15 protein-coding genes and 1 pseudogene are annotated in these 18,719 nt (G+C 68.9%); 7 read left to right on the top strand and 9 right to left on the bottom strand.

What is annotated here, in order from left to right; all coding sequences use genetic code 11:
- Positions 1-86: 86 nt before the first annotated feature.
- Complete coding sequence (locus tag JYG37_RS16260; protein WP_050010976.1) at positions 87-830, bottom strand: Crp/Fnr family transcriptional regulator; 744 nt, start codon at positions 828-830, stop codon at positions 87-89.
- 168 nt (positions 831-998) lie between these two features.
- Between JYG37_RS16260 and JYG37_RS16255 the strand changes: the two genes are divergently transcribed.
- Positions 999-2,651, top strand: a complete 1,653-nt coding sequence (locus JYG37_RS16255) for an acyl-CoA synthetase (RefSeq protein ID WP_089489336.1) — start codon at positions 999-1,001, stop codon at positions 2,649-2,651.
- 37 nt (positions 2,652-2,688) lie between these two features.
- Here the strand turns inward: JYG37_RS16255 and JYG37_RS16250 are convergent, their stop codons facing one another.
- From JYG37_RS16250 to JYG37_RS16240, 3 genes are all read right to left on the bottom strand, one after another.
- Positions 2,689-4,677, bottom strand: a complete 1,989-nt coding sequence (locus JYG37_RS16250; RefSeq protein WP_089489337.1) for a methyl-accepting chemotaxis protein — start codon at positions 4,675-4,677, stop codon at positions 2,689-2,691.
- A gap of 138 nt (positions 4,678-4,815) precedes the next feature.
- Entirely contained in the window at positions 4,816-5,247 is a 432-nt protein-coding gene (locus JYG37_RS16245; RefSeq protein ID WP_050010979.1) for a YqaA family protein, read from the bottom strand.
- An 82-nt stretch (positions 5,248-5,329) separates the two neighbouring features.
- The gene (locus JYG37_RS16240; RefSeq protein WP_124650839.1) at positions 5,330-5,995 is read right to left on the bottom strand and encodes a LysE family translocator; all 666 of its coding nucleotides are present in this window, start codon (positions 5,993-5,995) and stop codon (positions 5,330-5,332) included.
- 286 nt (positions 5,996-6,281) lie between these two features.
- On the opposite strand from JYG37_RS16240, the gene JYG37_RS16235 reads away from it, so the two are divergent.
- On the top strand, positions 6,282-6,764 hold the full coding sequence (locus JYG37_RS16235; protein WP_213345592.1) for an Lrp/AsnC family transcriptional regulator: 483 nt from the start codon (positions 6,282-6,284) through the stop codon (positions 6,762-6,764).
- Positions 6,765-7,568: 804 nt separating this feature from the next.
- On the opposite strand, the pseudogene JYG37_RS16230 reads toward JYG37_RS16235, so the two are convergent.
- Positions 7,569-8,432, bottom strand: a pseudogene (locus tag JYG37_RS16230) (IclR family transcriptional regulator); the annotation flags it as partial.
- Between the two features lie 254 nt (positions 8,433-8,686).
- On the opposite strand from JYG37_RS16230, the gene loiP reads away from it, so the two are divergent.
- Complete coding sequence (gene loiP, locus JYG37_RS16225) at positions 8,687-9,448, top strand: metalloprotease LoiP (RefSeq protein ID WP_050016683.1); 762 nt, start codon at positions 8,687-8,689, stop codon at positions 9,446-9,448.
- 112 nt (positions 9,449-9,560) lie between these two features.
- Here the strand turns inward: loiP and JYG37_RS16220 are convergent, their stop codons facing one another.
- From JYG37_RS16220 to JYG37_RS16205, 4 genes are read right to left on the bottom strand one after another with little or no spacing between them, the layout of a single operon-like run.
- Positions 9,561-11,261, bottom strand: a complete 1,701-nt coding sequence (locus JYG37_RS16220; RefSeq protein WP_050016681.1) for a lactate permease LctP family transporter — start codon at positions 11,259-11,261, stop codon at positions 9,561-9,563.
- Positions 11,262-11,311: 50 nt separating this feature from the next.
- Complete coding sequence (locus tag JYG37_RS16215; protein ID WP_124640213.1) at positions 11,312-12,757, bottom strand: LutB/LldF family L-lactate oxidation iron-sulfur protein; 1,446 nt, start codon at positions 12,755-12,757, stop codon at positions 11,312-11,314.
- On the bottom strand, positions 12,754-13,479 hold the full coding sequence (locus JYG37_RS16210) for a LutC/YkgG family protein (RefSeq protein WP_213345591.1): 726 nt from the start codon (positions 13,477-13,479) through the stop codon (positions 12,754-12,756). Before JYG37_RS16210 ends, JYG37_RS16215 begins: the two co-directional genes overlap by 4 nt.
- Positions 13,476-14,273, bottom strand: coding sequence for a (Fe-S)-binding protein (locus JYG37_RS16205; protein WP_050016677.1), 798 nt, complete (start codon positions 14,271-14,273; stop codon positions 13,476-13,478). The genes JYG37_RS16210 and JYG37_RS16205 overlap by 4 nt, the downstream gene beginning before the upstream one ends.
- A 128-nt stretch (positions 14,274-14,401) precedes the next feature.
- Between JYG37_RS16205 and JYG37_RS16200 the strand changes: the two genes are divergently transcribed.
- From JYG37_RS16200 to JYG37_RS16185, 4 genes are all read left to right on the top strand, one after another.
- Positions 14,402-15,118 (top strand): FadR/GntR family transcriptional regulator, encoded by a 717-nt coding sequence (locus tag JYG37_RS16200; protein ID WP_050016675.1) that lies wholly within the window; start codon positions 14,402-14,404, stop codon positions 15,116-15,118.
- Positions 15,119-15,266: 148 nt separating this feature from the next.
- Positions 15,267-16,889: a phospholipase D family protein gene (locus JYG37_RS16195; RefSeq protein ID WP_213345589.1), complete on the top strand. Its 1,623-nt coding sequence runs from the start codon at positions 15,267-15,269 to the stop codon at positions 16,887-16,889.
- A 237-nt stretch (positions 16,890-17,126) separates the two neighbouring features.
- On the top strand, positions 17,127-17,900 hold the full coding sequence (locus JYG37_RS16190; protein ID WP_124557574.1) for a class II aldolase/adducin family protein: 774 nt from the start codon (positions 17,127-17,129) through the stop codon (positions 17,898-17,900).
- Positions 17,901-18,229: 329 nt separating this feature from the next.
- Positions 18,230-18,664, top strand: coding sequence for a CHRD domain-containing protein (locus tag JYG37_RS16185; protein WP_213345588.1), 435 nt, complete (start codon positions 18,230-18,232; stop codon positions 18,662-18,664).
- Positions 18,665-18,719 lie beyond the last annotated feature (55 nt).

Here is an 18,719-nt window from a genome sequence, read left to right as displayed (position 1 = left end):
TCAGGTTGGGGCACGCCGGCCTTCGGCCGATTCCGCAGACGGAGTGCGCGGCCGCGATGGCGACGGTTTCGTGCAGCGGGCGGCGCTCACAGCTGCTCCATGCCGAAGCGCGCGAGCGCGTCGAGATCGACGACCTCGATCTGGTTGTACGCGAGCCGCAGTGCGCCGAGCTTCTCGAGCTGCTGCAGCGCCTGGTTGATCCGCTGGCGCGACACGCCGACGAGCATCCCCAGTTCCTCCTGCGAGATCGACAGCGACGGGCCGGTATCCGGATACAGCGCGGGGTTGAAGAGCTGCGCGAGCGCCTGCGCGACGCGCGCGTCGACGTCGAGCAGCCGGCTGTTCTGGATCGACGCGATGAATTCGCCCATCCGGTTGTTCAGCTGATGAATCACGAAGCGCGTGAACGGCAGGCTCGTGTCGAGCAGCGCATGAAACGTGTCGACCGGCACGAACAGCACGGTCGAGCGCTGGATCGCGACGACCTCGTACTTGCGCAGCTCGCGCTTGATCACGCTGCCTTCGCCGAACCAGCCGCCCGACGGCACGCCGGAAAACGTGCAGCCGCGCCCCGACACGTTGAAGATCGCGAGCTTCAGCAGCCCTTGATGGACGCCGATCCAGTATGCGGACGGCGCGAGCCGGCGCGCGATCACGTCGCCGGCGTCGCACTGCACGACGTGCGACTGGGCGAGCACGAGCGCCTGGTGTTCGGGCGCCAGCGTGCGGAACCACGCGCACTGGCCGAACAGCGTCGCGAGCGGCGGCAACGGGCCCGGTTCGGGGAGCGTATCGGCTGGCCGGGCGGCCGCGTCGGGATGGTCGTGCATGGGTGCGGGTTTGCGAGGATAGGGATAACGCGCAGCGCCTGAGCGGCACTCTGTCGTTTCGACGACAGACGGCTCACAATAGCGCCCGTTAGGCTGTCGGCCATTGAACCACATCAAGACGATCCGGGGTGCACGCATCCCGGTCGACAGAACACGGGAGACAGGATCATGACGCAGATGTTCGAGGCCGGGCTCGGCCGCCGCGATGCCAACTACGTACCGCTCACGCCGATCGATTTCCTGATCCGCGCGGCCGAAGTCTACGGCGAGCGCCTCGCGATCGTGCACGGCGACGTGCGGCGCACGTGGGGCGAGACCTGCACGCGCGCGAAGCGGCTGGCGAGCGCGCTCGCGCAGGCCGGTGTCGGTCGCGGCGACACGGTCGCGGCGCTGCTGCCGAACATCCCGGCGATGGTCGAGGCGCACTTCGGCGTGCCGATGGCCGGCGCCGTGCTGAACACGATCAACACGCGGCTCGACGTGTCGTCGGTGCTGTTCATGCTGCGTCACGGCGAGGCGAAGGTGCTGATCGTCGACACCGAATACGCGGAGCTCGCACATCGCGCGGCGCTCGAGGTGCCGGGCCTGAAGATCGTCAGCGTGGCCGACGCGATGCCGGCCGACCCCGACCGTTTCGCGGGCGCGACCGACTACGAGGCATTCGTGGCGGGCGGCGACGCCGGCTACGCATGGACGCCGCCCGCCGACGAATGGGAGGCGATCGCGCTGAACTACACGTCGGGCACGACCGGCGATCCGAAGGGCGTCGTCTACCACCATCGCGGCGCGTATCTCGCGGCGATCAGCAACATCCTCGAATGGGACATGCCGAAGCACGCGGTGTATCTGTGGACGCTGCCGATGTTTCACTGCAACGGCTGGTGTTTCCCGTGGGCCGTCGCGGCGCGCGGGGGCGTGAACGTGTGCCTGCGCAAGTTCGACGCGAAGACCGTGTTCGACCTGATCCGCCGCGAGCGCGTCACGCATTACTGCGGCGCGCCGATCGTGCAGAGCGCGATCGCGAACGCGCCGGCCGAGTTGCGCGCGGGGATCGACCATACGGTGCACGCGATGGTCGCCGGCGCGGCGCCCGCGCCGGCCGTGATCGCGAAAATGAAGGAAATCGGCTTCGACCTGCTGCACGTGTACGGGCTGACCGAGGTCTACGGCCCGGCGACCGTCTGCGCGAAGCAGGCGCACTGGGACGCCGTCTCCGACGAGGAACGCGCGCGGCTCAATGCGCGCCAGGGCGTGCGCTACCACCTCGAAGCGGGCGCGACGGTGCTCGATCCCGACACGATGACGCCGGTGCCGGCCGACGGCGAGACGCTCGGCGAGATCATGTTCCGCGGCAACATCTGCATGAAGGGCTACCTGAAGAACCCGAAGGCGACCGACGAGGCGTTCCACGGCGGCTGGTTCCATACCGGCGATCTCGCGGTGCTGATGCCGGACGGCTATATCCGGATCAAGGATCGCAAGAAGGACATCATCATCTCGGGCGGCGAGAACATCTCGAGCATCGAGGTCGAGGACGCGCTGTACCGGCATCCGGCGGTGGCGGTCGCGGCCGTCGTCGCGATGCCCGACCCGAAGTGGGGCGAGGTGCCGTGCGCGTTCGTCGAGCTGCGCGAAGGCGCGAGCGCGACCGAGGCGGAGATCGTCGCGCACTGCCGGCAACTGCTCGCGGGCTTCAAGGTGCCGAAGGTCGTGCGCTTCGGCGAGCTGCCGAAGACATCGACCGGCAAGATCCAGAAGTTCCAGCTGCGCCATGCGGTCGGCTCGGACAAGGCGATCGACCTGGCGGGCGACAAGAAGTAAGCCAGCCGCCCGGCCCAGGTCGATCATCGGTCGCCCGTCACGCGTTGCGTTCGAGCCGGAACACGCTGACCGCGTCCGACAACTGCGCGGCCTGGTCGCGCAACGCGACGGCCGCGCGCTCGGCATCGGAGATCAGCGTCGCATTCTGCTGTGTCGCTTCGCCGATCTGCGTGACGGCCAGGTTCACCTGCTCGATCCCGGTCGATTGTTCGCGCGACGCCGCGCTGATCTCGCCGATCAGCGTGCGGACCTGGTCGACCCGCGCGACGATGTCGCGCATCGTGCCGCGCGCGGCGTCCGCGATCCGGTAACCCTGTTCGACGGTCGTCGACGATTCGGCGCTCAGGGCGTCGATCTCCTTGACCGCGGCCGCGCTGCGCTGCGCCAACGCGCGCACCTCGGCCGCGACCACCGCGAAGCCCTTGCCGTGTTCGCCCGCGCGGGCGGCCTCGACGGCCGCGTTCAGCGCGAGGATGTTGGTCTGGAACGCGATGCCTTCGATCGCGCCGGTGATCTCCGCGATCCGGCGCGTCGCGCGGCCGATGTCGTCCATCGTCGCGACCACGCGCTGCACCGCGGCGTCGCCGTTCGTCGCGGCGGCCGATGCGTCCGCGACCAGCGCGTTGGCTTGCGCCGCGTGCTCGGCGCTTTGCTGCACGGCGGCGGTGATCTGCTCCATGCTCGCGGCCGTCTGCTCGACGCTGCTCGCCTGCGTCGCGATCCGCGCGGCGATGTCGCCGCTGCCGGCCGCGATGCCGACCGTGCCGTGCGCGATGTCGGCCGCGCTGTTGCGCACCTGTGCGACGATGCGCGCGAGGCCGTCGCCGATCCCGTCGACCGCCTGCACGAGCCGGCCGATCTCGTCGTTGCCCGCGCTGCCTTGCTCGACCGCGCCCGCGCTGTCGCGAATGCGCACGCTGAGATCGCCTGCCGCGTAGCGCTCGGAGGCGCGGGCGGCGGCTTCCAGCGGCCGGCTCACGACGCGACGCACGACGATCACGAACAGCGTCGCGAACGCCGCGACCAGCACGGCGCCGATCATCAGGAAGCGGTTGCGGGTGGCGCGCATCGTGGCGAGCAGTTCGTCGTCGAGCGCGATGCCGCCGACGAGCCATTGCCACTGCGGAATCGTCGTGAAGGACACGACTTTCGCGGTCGGGCCAGCGTCGTGCGCGGCCGGGTCGGTCGACGTGTATGCGAGCCGGCCTTGGGCCGTCGCGAGCATCTGCGCGTAGGGCGCGCGCGTGTTGTCGGCCGGTTGGCCCGCCGCGTCGGGATGCACGACGAAGGCGCCGCGCGACGGGCCCTGCGATGCATCGAGCACGAAGTAGTAGCCGTTGTCGCCGATCTTCAGCGAGCGGATGCCGTCCTCGACCAGCTTGAGCTCGGCGCCGATGTCGAGGCCGACGAACAGCGCGCCGATCACGCGGCCGGTCGCGTCGGTCACCGGCTTGTACTGCGTGATGTACGACCGGCCGAACAGCTTCGCGAGGCCCGTATAGCTGCGCCCCGCGACCAGCGGCGCATACGCGGGGCCCGCGCGGTCGAGCTTGGTGCCGACGGCGCGCGCGCCGTCCTGCTTCTTCAGCGACGTCGTGATGCGCACGAAGTCGTCGCCGTCGCGCGCGAAGATCGTCGCGATCGCGCCGCTTTTCTTCAGGAACTGGTCGGGAATCGAGTAATCGAGGTCGAGCGGCTGGCCGCCCGCGAAGAGGGTCGGCGCGGCGACGCCGCCGATATCGACCGTGCGTGCCGGGTCGAGCGAGAAGTCGGCCGGCAGGAAACTCGCGAACAGCGACATCGAGCGGTTGGCTTCGGCGGTGAGCGCCTTGTCGAACAGGTCGACCATCGCGCGGATCGACTGCTCCCTGTCGTCGATCCGCAGGTGCGCTTCTTCGGCGAGCTGCTGGCCGGCGAAATGGGCGAGCGTCCACGCGAACACGGTAAACAGCAGGGCGACGAGCGTGCACGCGAGCGCGGCCAGACGCGCGCCGACGCTCACCCGGCCCAATTGGGTCAGTCTCATGGAACATCCTGAGTGGAGTGAGAGGGGGCGGAACGCACGCGTCACCGCTCGTGGACCCGTTAATACGGCAACTTTCGCGAAATCTTTAGCGGCTGTCGCGCATCGCGGACCGGCAGGCGGGCGAAGGGAGGGCGGAGGTCAGTGCGTGACGAGCCACGCGACGGCCAGATAGCGGCCGACCTTTGCGATCGTCACGATGACGAGAAAGGTCGGCAGCGGCTCGCGCAGCACGCCGGCGATCATCGTCAGCGGATCGCCGATCACCGGCGCCCAGCTCAGCAGCAGCGACCAGCGGCCGTAGCGCGCATACCAGCCCTCGGCGCGCGCCAGCGCCGACGGCTTGACCGGAAACCAGCGGCGCTCGCGAAAGTGCTCGATGCCGCGCCCGAGCGCCCAATTGATCGCCGAGCCGGCGACATTGCCGACGCTCGCGACGAGCACCAGCGCCCACACGGGTTCGCGGCCGGCGAGCAGCAGGCCGGCGAGCACGGCTTCGGACTGGAGCGGAAACAGGGTCGCGGCGACCATCGACACGGCGAACAGGCCGCCGTAAGTGAGCAATTCGGACATCGCGCGATTGTACTGGCGGCGTCGCCGCCGGTGCGGGGCGTGCGGTCGTGCGGCCGCGTGGAAAGAAACGCGTCGGCGGTGCTCAGTTCCAGCCGACCATGATCGCGCCCATTCCGACGAGCAGCCCGCCCGTCACGCGGTTCATCGCACGCATCCGCGCCGGCCGCTGCAACGCGCGGCTCAGCCGGTGCGAGAACAGCGCCATCGACGCGACGCCGCCCGCGAACAGCAGCGCGAACGTCGCGGCGAGCAGCAGGTATTGAAGGTTCAGGCTCCAGTCGGCAGTCGGGCTGATGAACTGCGGAAAGAACGACGGAAAGAACAGCAGCGTCTTCGGATTCAGACCGGAAGTCGCGACGCCGCGCCAGAATAGCGTGCGTCCGGTGTCGGCGTCCGGCGCGGCGATTGCCGTTCCGGTGCCGGTGATGCCGGCCTCGGCCGGCGCCGCGGCTGCGCCGGCCGGCGTGCGGCTCAGCCATTGCTTGCCGCCGAGCCACACGAGATACGCGGCGCCGGCCCAGCGCAGCACGGTGAGCGCGTGTTCGTCGAGGTGGACCAGCGAATTCAGGCACAGCGCGGTCAGCGCGAGTTGCAGCAGCACGGCGAGCGTGCCGCCCCAGACGCACGGCAGCGCGCGGCGCCAGCCGGTGCGCAGCGCCTGGTTCATCGTGAGCAGGTTGACGGGGCCGGGTGCGTAGATGAGGACGACGGAAGCAGCGAGGAACGACAGATAAAGCTTGAACGACATGACGGACGGGCAGGAACGGGGAAGCAGGCACCGGCCCCGCACGCGGTCGGATAGGCGTGCGGGCGGCGGGGAAATCGCATGCCTGCCGGCCGGCACCGCAACTCGTGATTGCGGCCGTGCGTCCCGTTGCGAGGGGGTGATCGCGGGGAGCGTGCCGGGCAGCAGGCATGGAGAAAATGTATCAAGCGGCCCGGTTAAAAGGCTTCCTGTTTTCCAGCAAAACAGGCCTGAAACCGGAATGTCGTTCAGATAGAATGCCGATTTTCAGTAGAAGATTCTTCACGCCATGGCAACTCGCGAACGCACGCCGAAAACGCTCGACAGTCAGGACCGCAAGATCCTGGGGGCATTGCAGAAAAATGCGCGTCTGTCGAACGCCGAACTGGCCGAACAGATCGGCATGTCGACCACCGCCTGCTGGAACCGCACGCGGCAACTCGAACTCGACGGCTACATCGACGGCTATGTCGCGCTGGTCAACCAGCGCAAGCTCGGCTACGCGGACATCGTGATCCTCGAAGTCACGCTCGATCGCCATGAAGACGACGCGCTGGCGCGCTTCGGCGCCGAACTGGCGGCGCTGCCCGAGGTGCTCGAGGCGTATCTGGTGTCGGGCGAGTACGACTACTGGATCAAGGTCGCGGTGGACGGCACGGCCGGCTACGAGCGCTTCCTGCGCGAAAAGCTGTACCGGATTTCGAGCATCCGTCACAGCCGTTCGATGTTCGCGCTGCGGTGCATGAAGGACGTGCCTTCGATTCAGGTGTGACGGGGAGAGACAGGAGCGCGGCCGTCGCTGTAACGACGGCGGGTGCGATCGGACCCGGGCGCGGAGAAAAGCCGGCGAACGGCTTACAGGAAAGGCTCGCCGGGCAGACGGCCCGCGGGAGCACAAAAACGGATGAATCTTCCGTCCGGCATGGCCCGGCGCCAGCGCGCGCAGGAAGGGAAGAATGGCTTCCCGCCCGGACAACCGCCTGACGACGATCCGCGCCGATGCGAATCGGCGCCGGCTTCGGCCTGAAACACGGCCTCGGGACGACCTTGAAACGCTTCCGATGCGGTGAGCGTATCCGGCCGGGAAGGACGACCCCAGCCTCTTTCTACATGACCGGCGCGCCCGTCCAATACGCCGCGCAACAGCTGCGGTCGGCGCGCGTCAGCGCAAGCGAATCAGGCGACCGGCGCTCCGCTCAGCGCGGCAGGCGCGCGTGCGCTTCAGCGATGACTTCGCAGTTCTCGAGGTGCAGTGCCCAGGCTTCCGCCAGCAGCTCGCCAACGCGTGCGAGCCAGCCAGTGGATTGGGTGGAACGATCGGAGACATTAGGCGTTTGCATGACGAAGCCCCATATAGGTGGCGAGTTAGGGATAACCCTAATCATAACGAAACGGCCCCGCCTTGTGAAATGCGATTTCGTTATATGAGAATTACTGACAATTCATGTTGCTGCTGCGCAACATGAACATTGGCGGCCCGCGGTTGTCGGGCAGGCGTGACGACGCCGTGCCGGCGCGGCGTCGCGGGCAGAAAGAAGCGGAATCGAACGTACGTACGTCGGGGAAAAGGGCGCGGCTACCGGCCGATCCACCCGAAGCGCCAGGACAGCCGTCGCGTCGCGGCGCGCAGCGTCTGCGCCAGCGCGCTGTCCGGCCCGCGCGGGAAGCCGCGCGACGAGCCGATGATCGCGATCACGAGCCGGATGCTGCCGGTGTGATCGAACACGGGCGCGGCAATCGTGCCGATGCCCGGCACCGGCGCGTCGAACGCGAAATCGAGTTCGTCCGCGCGGATCGCCGCGAGCCGTGAGCGGAAGGCCGCGCCGTCCGGCGCGGTGCGCGCGCCGGCGAGCCGCACGGGCTCGTCGGCGAGCAGGTCGGCCAGCACGTCGTCGGACATGCCGGACGCGAAAACCCGACCGATCGCCGTATTGACGAGGGACATCACGGTGCCGACCTGCAGGCTCACGTGCTGCGGCCGCGCCGATTCTTCCAGCCGGATCACGGTCGGCCCGAGCGGCCCGAGCGTCGCGGCGGCCACGCTCATGTCGGTCGCGCCGGCGAGCGCGACGATCTCGGCTTCCGCGTCGCGCGTCGGCGACACGCGCTGCATCGCGATCAGGCCGAGCGCCTGCGCGAGCGGGCCGCCGTCGAAACAGCCGGCGTCGTCGCGGCTCAGCAGGCCGATCTTCTGCAGGCTGACCAGATGCGGAAACGCCTTCGCTGCCGGCATGCCCGCCGCCGTCGCGAGATCGCGCAGCGGCAGCGCGCGGCCCGCCGACACCAGCGCGAGCAGCAGGTCGCCGGTGCTGTCGAGCGCATTGATCCCGCGCTGCGCCTTCGCGTCGTCGGCGAGCGCGGGCGGTACGCGCGCGGTGCCCGGCGCCGGTGCGGGCGCCGGCTCCGCACGCACCGCACCGAGCGACGCGGTGGCCTGCCGCGGGGGGGGGGGCCGCCCCCCCGCCGGCGCCCCCGCGACCGGACGGCCTGAGCGAAGGCCGGTCCGCTTTCGTTGCCGGCCGCCGCGCCGGGCGCGGCGATTGCCATGCTTTTCGTCGTCAATCCGGGGCCAGATCGCCGCGTCATGTCAATCTGCTGAGTAATGAGCGTGTCATCCGATGTAAACAACTGGTAATTTTCTGCCGGATTATGCAAAATCGCCGCTCCCAAATACAACTATCGAGGGATTCCGGGATGCAACTCAAGAAAGCGGTGGCGGCGTGTGGCGTGGCGTTTCTGTTGAGCGCGTGCGGCGGGGTGCAGAGCCTTGACGCGAACAGCCTGACGTCGGCGGGGACCAACCTGTACAAGGCGGCGACGCTGTCGGACAGCGACATCGCCGCGCTGTCGAACGAGTCGTGCAAGTCGAGCGACGCCGAATCGAAGATCGCCGCGCCGAACAGCGCGTACGCGAAGCGCCTGACGAAGGTGATGAAGGGCTTCGGCGACATGACGCTGAACGGCCAGAAGATCAACTACAAGGTCTACATGACCAAGGACGTCAACGCGTGGGCGATGGGCAACGGTTGCGTGCGCGTGTACAGCGGCCTGATGGACATGATGAACGACGACGAGCTGCGCGGCGTGATCGGCCATGAAATGGGCCACGTCGCACTCGGTCACTCGAAGAAGGCGATGCAGACGGCGTACGCGGTGAGCGCGGCGCGCACCGCGGCCGGCGCGGCATCGCCGGGCGTGGCGGCGCTGACGAGCTCGCAACTCGGCGACATCACCGAGAAGTTCATCAACGCGCAGTTCTCGCAGACGCAGGAAAGCGCGGCCGACGACTACTCGTTCGACCTGATGAAGCAGAAGAGCATGAACCAGAAGGGCCTCGTCACCGCGTTCCAGAAGCTCGCGCAACTGGACGGCGGCAAGAGCTCGATGATGAGCTCGCACCCGTCGTCGTCGAGCCGTGCGCAGCACATCCAGGATCGCATCGCGAAGGGCAGCTGATCGCACGACGAATCGCCGGCCGTCCGCGCCGGCGATCGGCAAGCGACATGAAAAACCCCACGCCCGTTGTTCGGGCGTGGGGTTTTGTCTTTGGGGCCTGCCTGCGCGCCGGTTACGGCACCATCCCCGGCAGCACGTACGCCTGCACGAGCGTGATCAGCCCGACGATCACCGCGAACAGCAGGCTGTGCCGCACCGTGAAGCGGAACAGCTCCGATTCCTTGCCGACGAGGCCCGTCGCCGCGCACGCGACCGCGATCGATTGCGGCGAGATCATCTTCGCGGTCACGCCGCCCGTCGTGTTCGCGGCGACCGCGAGCGTTTCGGGCACGCCGAGCTGATGCGCGGTGGCCTGCTGCAGCGAGCAGAACAGCGCGTTCGACGACGTGTCCGAGCCGGTCAGGAACACGCCGAGCCAGCCGAGGAACGGCGAGAAGAACGGGAACGCGCCGCCGGTCGCGGCCAGCATCAGCGCGAGCGTCGACGACATCCCCGAGTAGTTCGCGACGAACGCGAACGCGAGCACGAGGCCGATCGACAGGATCGGGCGCGTCAGTTCCTTCAGCGTCTCGCCGAACGTGACGAGCGCGTCGCGCGGCTTCATCCGCAACAGCGCCATCGAGATCAGCGCGGTCACGAGGATCGCGCTGCCGACCGCCGACACGAGATCGAGCTTCAGCACCGCGTCCAGCGCCTTCGGCGTCGCGGCGATCGGCGCGGTCTTCACGACGAGCTGGTCGAGCCCGGCCACGTGAAACTTCAGCACGGTCGACGCGAGCGCGCCGTGCGCGGCGAACAGCGCCTTGAACGGCGCGATGCTCCACACGGTGACGACGGCCGTCAGGATCAGGAACGGCGACCACGCGCGCACGGTTTGCGCGAGCGTGTACGGCGACGCCTGGCGGCTCGTGCCCGCTCCGTTGCCGCCCGCGCCGAATCCGGCGAGCGCCGCGCCGCCGCCGGACGCGACGATGCCGCCGGCCGTCTGCTTCGCGCTGCTCGGCTGCCAGACCTTCAGGAACGCGGCGAGCGACACGAGGCTGACGAGCGACGACGTGATGTCCGGCAGCTCGGGCCCGATGTGGTTCGACGTGAAGTACTGCGTGACCGCGAAGCTGCCGCCCGCGACGAGTGCGGCCGGCCACGTCTGCCGGACGCCGCGCAGCCCGTCCATCATGAACACGAGCCAGAACGGCACCGCGAGCGACAGCAGCGGCAGCTGACGGCCGGCCATCGCGCCGATGTGGAACGCGTCGATGCCCGTCACCTGCCCGGCGACGATGATCGGAATGCCCATCGCGCCGAACGCGACCGGCGCGGTGTTTGCAATCAGACACAGTCCGGCCGCATGCAGCGGCTTGAAGCCGAGGCCGACCAGCAGCGCGGCCGTGATCGCGACGGGCGCGCCGAAGCCGGCCGCGCCTTCGAGAAACGCACCGAACGAGAAGCCGATCAGCAGCATCTGCAGCCGCTGGTCGTCGGTGATCGACAGCACCGACGCGCGGATGACGTCGAACTGGCCGGTCTTCACGACGATCTTGTACAGGAACACCGCCGCGACGATGATCCACGCGATCGGCCACAGGCCGTACGCGAAGCCGAAGCCGGCCGCCGCGAGCGCCTGCGGCACGGGCATGCCGTACGCGACGATCGCGACGCCGAGCGCCAGCAGCAGCGTGATCGCGGCCGCGACGTGGCCCTTCATCCGCAACGCGGCGAGCGCGACGAAAAAGAAGATGATCGGAATCGCGGCGACGAGTGCCGACAGCCCGAGGCTGCCGAGCGGGGTGTAGATCTGGTGCCAAACCTGCATGGTTGTCTCCTCCATGGATTTATCGGGGTACGGGTTTGAAAGCGGATGCGCTATTCGGGCTGGCCGCGGGCGCGCAGCAGGTCGGACAGGCTGCGCGGCGCCGGTTCGAGTGGCGTGCGGTGCTGCGTCCAGCCCAGTTGTTTCGCGGGCGTGAGCGCCCGCAGGCGCGTCGCGGCCCAGCGGAACGCGCGGTACGCGCGCGGATGCGCGAACGCGCCCGACCAGAAGCGCCACACGAGTTCTTCCGTGCGGTGGTAGTTCGCGCCCTGGCCGCGCAACGGATGCGCGACCGGTTCGTCGGGCTTGCGGTTCGCTTCGGTGCGCAGCCGCACGAGCAATTGCGGGATCGGGATGCGCACCGGGCACACCTCGCCGCATGCGCCGCACAGCGTCGATGCGGTCGGCAGGTCGGCCGTCGCGTCGAGGCCGAGCAGGTGTGGCGAGATGATCTTGCCGATCGGGCCCGGGTAGGTCGTGCCGTATGCGTGGCCGCCGATGCGCGTATAGACGGGGCAGTGATTCATGCACGCGCCGCAGCGGATGCATTGCAGCGTCGCGCGCAACTGTTCGTCCGCGTACGCCTGCGTGCGGCCGTTGTCGAGCAGCACGAGATGCAGCTCGCGCGGGCCGTCGCGTTCGCCGTCGCGGCGCGGGCCCGAGATCAGGTTGAAGTAGGTCGTGATCGCCTGGCCGGTGGCCGAGCGCGTGAGCAGGCTCGACAGCGGCACGATGTGCTCGAGTTTCTCGACGACCTTCTCGATCCCCATGATCGCCACGTGCGTGTCGGGCACCGTCGTCGACAGGCGGCCGTTGCCTTCGTTCTCGACGAGCCACAGCGTGCCCGTGTCGGCCGCCGCGAAATTGACGCCGGACAGGCCGATGTCCGCTTCCGCGAACGCGCGGCGCAGCGCGCGCCGGCCGGTCTGGATCAGCTCGTCGACGTCTTCCGTGTAGCGCGCGCCGGGGAGGTGCGCCTCGAACAGTTCGGCGATGTCGCCGCGGGTCTTGTGGATCGCCGGCATCACGATGTGCGACGGCTTCTCGCCCGCGAGCTGCACGATGAATTCGCCCATGTCGGATTCGATGCAGTCGACCCCGTGCTCGGCGAGGTAATGATTCAGCTCGATTTCCTCGCTCGCCATCGACTTGCCCTTGATCACGCGGCGCGCCTTCTTCGCCTGCGCGATGCCGAGCACGATCGCGTTCGCATCGGCGGCCGTCTCGGCCCAGTGCACGTGCACGCCGGCTTCGGCGAGCTTCGTCTCCAGCCGTTCGAGCAGCGCGGGCAGTTGCGCGAGCGCGTGCTGCCGGACGGCTTCGCCGAGATCGCGCAGCTGCTGCAGCTCGGTGTCGTCGGGGAATTGCGTCGCGCGCTTGCCCTGCAGGAAGTCCATCGCGCCGCGAAAGCTCCGGCGCAGCGCCGGATCGTCGAGCGCGTCGCGTGCCCGGCTCTTGAAGTCGCCGGGGGCGACGAATTGCAGCGGGTGGTCGCTCATCGCGGCAGGTCCTCGCAAGCGGGGGCGGCCGGCGGCGCGGCCGAATCGGTGACGATCACGACCCACAGGCGGCGCGGGCCGTGCGCGCCATAGGCGAGCGTCTGCTGGATGTCGGACGTCTTCGACGGGCCCGATACCAGCACGAGGTTGGTCGGCATGCCGGCTGGCCAGCGCTCCGCGTGCACGGCGGCGTGCAGGTCCGCATGCAGTGTGTTCGCATGGACGAGCGCGACGTGCAGCGGCGGCACCAGCGACACCGTGCGCGGCGTGCCGGCATCGGGCGCGAGCACCAGGGTGCCGGTGGCCGCGATGCCCGAGCGTGCGACGGTGAAGCCCGCGTCGATCGTGTCGAACAGTTCGGTTTTCCACGCGTCGATCGGCCGGTCGAACGGCACGGGCGCGACCGTCTCGGGCAGCGCGCGGGCAAGCGCCGCGGATTCGGCGCGGGCCGGGTCGAGCAGCAGGCGGTGCACGCCGGCGTCGGCCAGACGTGCGGCGAGCTGCGCGGGCCATGCGTCGGCGGTTGCGCACCAGACTTCGGCGTGCGACGCGGCAAGTGCCGTCTGCATCGCCCGCACGCGTGCATCGGCGGCGGGGCCGGCCGATGCACGGCGCGTGTCGTAATGCGCGTCGATGCGTGCATCGAGCGCCGGCGCGGCGTTCGTCGCGACGCCCGGTGCGGCGGCGCGCAGCCGCGCGAGGATCGCGTCGCGCGCGCTCATTTCGATGCTCCGCGCAGCGAGCCGGCGCCAGCCGTGCGGCGCCACAGGAAGCTCGCGAGATGTTCGACGGGCAGCGCCGCGCCGGCCTTGGCCGCGGCGTGGCCGATGTTCAGCAGGCAGCCGCAGTCGGCCGACACGAGCCGGTCGCAGCCGGTCGCGCACGCTGACGCGACCTTGTCGCGCACCATCGCGCCGGAGATGTCCGGATGCTTCAGCGAGAACGTGCCGCCGAAGCCGCAGCATTCGGATTCGCGTTCGTGTTCGATGCGCGTCACGCCCGGCAGCGCGTCGACGAGCGCGACGCCGTGCACGCGCGTGCCCATCTCGCGCCGTGCCGCGCACGACGTGTGCAGCACGACGCGTTCGTCGGGTCCGGCGTCGGCCATGACCGCGTCGAGCTGCACGTCGAGCACATGGATGAGGAATTCGGCGAGTTCGTAGGTCCGCTCCGCGATCGCGCGTGCTTTCGGGCCGTGAACGGGATCGTCGGCGAACAGCGCCGGCCAGTGGTGCCGGATCATGCCCGCGCACGAGCCGGACGGCACGATCACCGGCCACGGTTGCGCGAACAGGTCGAGCTGCGCGGCCGCGACGCGGCGCGCCTCGTCGGGATTGCCGCTGCTGTAGGCCGGCTGCCCGCAACAGCTCTGGCCGCGCGGATAATGGACCGTCAGGCCCTCGCGTTCCAGCAGGCGGACCGCGTCGAGCCCCGCTTCGGGGACGAACAGGTCGACCAGGCAGGTCGCGAACAGATAGACGTGCGCGGGGGCGGTGGGGTACGGCCGTGGGTTCATGTCTCGCTCCAGAGGCGACGACCCGGCGTGCGGAGCGTCGATTTCGCTGCATAATTCCCCCGTCCGCGCCGCAGCTCAAATTGGTTGGGCCAATCGGGGCGGCATGCATTCCGCGGGGAGACGCGACGATGGCGGCGATGACGGCACGGGGCCGGACCGAAGTGGTGATGCGCAAGATCGAGACGGCACTGCTCGACGGCACGTGGCCGGCCGGCGCGCGGCTGCCGGCCGAGCGCGTGCTCGCGCAGCAGTACGGCGTCGCGCGCAATACGGTGCGCGAGGCGACCCAGCGGCTCGTCGCGCGCGGGCTGCTGCAGAGCCGGCGCGGCGCGGGCGTCTACGTGACCGACCAGTTGCGCGCCGGCATCGCGTCGCCGTGGGGCCAACTGGTCGCCGATCATCCGGCGCTGCGCGACGACATCCTCGAATTCCGCCGCGTGCTGGAAGGCGCGACCGCCTATTTCGCCGCGCTGCGCGCCGATGCGAACGACCGGCGCCGGATTCGCGCGCTGCTGCGCGAGCTCGAAACCGCGCACGCGAACGACGATGCGGCCGTCGAAGCCGCGACCGATGCGAAGCTGCACGAGGCGATCGCGCTCGCGTCGCACAACACGATGTTCCTGCATCTGCATACGAGCGTGATCGGAATGTTGCGCGAGCACATTTCGATCAACGTGGCCGGGATGACGACGGAGGACGAGCAGGCATCCGAGTTGCTGTTGTTGCAGCACCGGGTGGTGTGCGACGCGATTTGCGCGCACCGCCCCGAAGAGGCGCGCACCGCGATGCAGACGCATATCGACTACGTGCGCAGCCATTTCGAGCGCAGCGGCGATGCGTCATGAGATTGGTCGGACCAGCGGCTGCGATGGCCTGCGGGGCCGGCCCAATTGACCGGTTCGTCGGGCGCCCACTAGAATCGATCGCAACCCCTTGTCAGCCGCGCGCCGCGGCGATGACGTGCCCATTGATCCGACTGTCGAGGAAGCTTTCGTGCTCACGTCCCTGATCCGGCGCGCACCGGCCACGCCGTCGTGGCGCGCCGCATGCCGCCAGGCCCGCGCGCTGATCGTCTGCGCGCTGCTGCCGCTCGCCGCGTGCGCGACGCATCCGCCCGCCACCTCGCTCGATCGCCCCGTCTCGCACGCGTTGTCGGCCGATACCGCGACACCGTTGCACGCTGCGCTGGCCGCGCCGGAAGCCGCGCATCCGGGGCAGTCCGGCTTCCGGCTGCTGGCCGACGGCGCCACCGCGTTGCAGATGCGCATCGCGCTCGCGCGGGCGGCGACGAAGACGCTCGACATGCAGTACTACATCGCGACCGAGGATACGACCGGCAAGCTGCTGCTCGGCGCGGCGCTGTACGCGGCCGATCGCGGCGTGCGCGTGCGGATGCTGGTCGACGACCTGAACTTCGACGATATCGACCGCGTGATGGCTGCGCTCAATACGCACCAGAACATCGAGATCCGCGTGTTCAACCCGTTCGGCGCATCGCAGCGCGGCGTGGTCGAGCGCACGGCCAACTTCTTCACGCGGATCGACAGCTTCACGCGCCGGATGCACAACAAGGCGATGATCGCGGACAACCAGCTCGCGATCGTCGGCGGCCGCAATCTCGGCGACGAATACTTCAGTGCGAGCCCGACGCTCCAGTTCCGCGATCTCGACGTGCTGGCGGCCGGCCCCGTGACCCACGACATCTCGAAGAGCTTCGACGAATACTGGGCGAGCGCGAGCAGCTATCCGTTGCGGGTGCTCAATCATCAGAAGTTCGATCCGAAGGATCTCGACGCGATGCGCGACGAGTTGCGCGACCACTGGCGCAAGAATGCCGATCCGTACAACGCGAAGCCGCTGAACGCGACGCCGCTCGCACGGCAGATCGCACGCGACGAACTCGAACTCGTGTGGGCGCCGGCCGAATTCAAGGTCGATGCGCCGACCAAGGTCGCGCGGCCGACCGGCACCTACGTGAGCCCGCCGATGCAGCGCCTGGCCGAGCTGACGCGCGGCGCGCAGAAGGAATTCCTCGCGTTTTCGCCGTACTTCGTGCCGCACGACGCCGGCGTGAAGATCCTCGGCGATACGGCCGCGCGCGGCGTGCGCGTCGCGATCGTCACGAATTCGCTCGCGGCGACCGATGCGGTCGCGGTGCAGGCCGGCTATGCGCCGTACCGCGTGCCGCTGCTGCAGCGCGGCGTCGAGCTGTACGAATTCAAGTCGCAGCCCGACCAGCAGCCCGCGCGGCTGTTCGGGTCGCGCTCGCGTGCGAGCCTGCATGCGAAGGCGTACGTGATCGATCGGCAAATCCTCGTGATCGGCTCGCTGAACCTCGACCCGCGTTCCGCGTACCTGAACACCGAGCTCGCGCTCGTGATCCACAGCCCGGTGCTCGCGCAGCAGGCCGAGGCGATCTTCGCGCGCGTGACGCAGCCGGACGAAAGCTACCGCGTCACGCTTGCGAAGGGGACCGACGGCAGCCCGCCCGCGCTCGAATGGACGGGCACCGACGGCGGCCAGACGACCACCTATCACGTCGACCCGCATGCGGGGCTGCTGCGCAACGTGATGACGGGCATCTTCACGCTGTTGCCGGTCGACGACCAGTTGTAAGGGCGGGAACGGCTCCGGCAAAACCCGCGATACCGGTGCGCGGGGAAAGATGATATGGTTGTGCGCGCAACGATATGGGTATCATGAAGCGCGCCGGCGGATCGCACAATGCGGGCCGGAACGGAGCGCCGCACCTGCGCCATACGCGGCGCACGCATCGCTTGCGGCGCCGGCAGACGAGGACGATGCGCGGCGCCGCTCGCCGTGGCCGCGCGCCGCCCGCAACCGGAGTTCCCCATGCAACGTGTACCGAACCAGCCGTTCACGCGCCCCGCGCGCTTCTCCGAAGCCGAATGGCAGGCGCGTGTGCAGCTCGCGGCCGCCTACCGAATCTTCGATCACCTCGGCTGGACCGAGCTGATCTACAACCATATCTCGCTGCGCGTGCCGGGCGAGGACGGTCATTTCCTGATCAACCCGTTCGGGCTTCATTACCGCGAGGTGTGCGCGTCGAACCTCGTGAAGATCGACATCGACGGCAACGTGATCGGCCATTCCGACTGGCCGATCAATCCGGCCGGCTTCACGTTCCACAGCGCGATCCATGCGGCGCTGCCCGATGCGCATTGCGTGATGCACGTGCACACGACGCCGACGATGGCCGTGTGCTGTTCGCGCGACGGGCTGTCGTTCTCGAATTTCTATTCGGCGCAGCTGTACGGGAAGATCGCGTATCACGACTTCGAGGGCATCACCGTGCATCTCGAGGAAGGCCGGCGCATCGTCGACAGCGCGGGCGGGCGGCCCGTGCTGCTGCTGCGCAACCACGGGCCCGTGACGATCGGCGCGACGCTCGCGCAGACGTTTTCGCTGATGTGGCTGCTCAACCGTGCGTGCGAGGTGCAGGTCGCGACGCAGGCGATCGGCGATGCGCTGCCGATTGCGCCGCCCGTGCTCGAAGGGTGCGTGCGCGATTCGCTGAATTTCGATCCGAAGCATGGCGCGGGACAGGACGCGTTCGACGCGCTGCAGCGGATCGTCGACCGGATCGATCCCGGCTATCGTGCATGAGGCGCGGCGCATGCAAAAAAAACGCGGCCGGGTGGCCGCGTGAATACTCGCAGACTCCTTCGGACGAAGGAAACAAGCAACTGTGGAACGAAGTGTAGCGAAAGGCCGCGCATGGATTCAGCCGTCAGGCTGCAAAGGTCTGTTCCAGCGTGACGCAGACTGGCGCGAGCGGCGTCGCGCAGGATCGTCGGCCGTGCGCGGTGCGCCGACAGGCGGTGCGGCGATTCGCAGCATGGCCGTTCGGCGGACTGTCGGCGCGGCGGCGATCGACTACCATCATGCGTAGCGCCCCCGTTCCGGCGGCGTACCACGTCGTACAAGGAGAGTCCATGCTCAAGCTGCGTTTGCTCCAGGTCGCGTTATTCGCGGGTGTGCTGGCCGCCGGCAGCGCCGCTGCCGAGACGGTGCGCCTGTCCGCCAGTCTGCAGCCGTCGAGCGAAGTGCCGCCGACGGCGACCAAGGGCTCGGGCGCCGTCGCCGCCACCTACGACACGGCCACCCGCCTGCTGCAGTGGACGGTCACGTACGAACACCTCACGGGGCCGGCCACGGCCGCGCATTTCCACGGGCCCGCGCCGGTCGGCCAGAACGCCGGCGTGCAGGTGCCGATCCCGAAGGACGAGCTGGCGAGCCCGATCAAGGGTTCGAAGGCGCTCACCGACGAGCAGGTCACCGACCTGATGGGCGGCAGGTGGTACTTCAACATTCATACGAAGGAACACCCGTCGGGCGAGATCCGCGGGCAGATGATGCCGGCGAACTGAGCGCCGGCGTTTGGCGTAGAGGCACGTGTCGAGCGACGCGGGAGCGTTCGCACGT

Origin of the sequence: Burkholderia sp. LAS2 (genome assembly GCF_018417615.1) — a bacterium.
Classification (GTDB): Bacteria; Pseudomonadota; Gammaproteobacteria; order Burkholderiales; family Burkholderiaceae; genus Burkholderia; species Burkholderia sola.
This window is presented reverse-complemented; position numbering and strand designations above follow the sequence as displayed.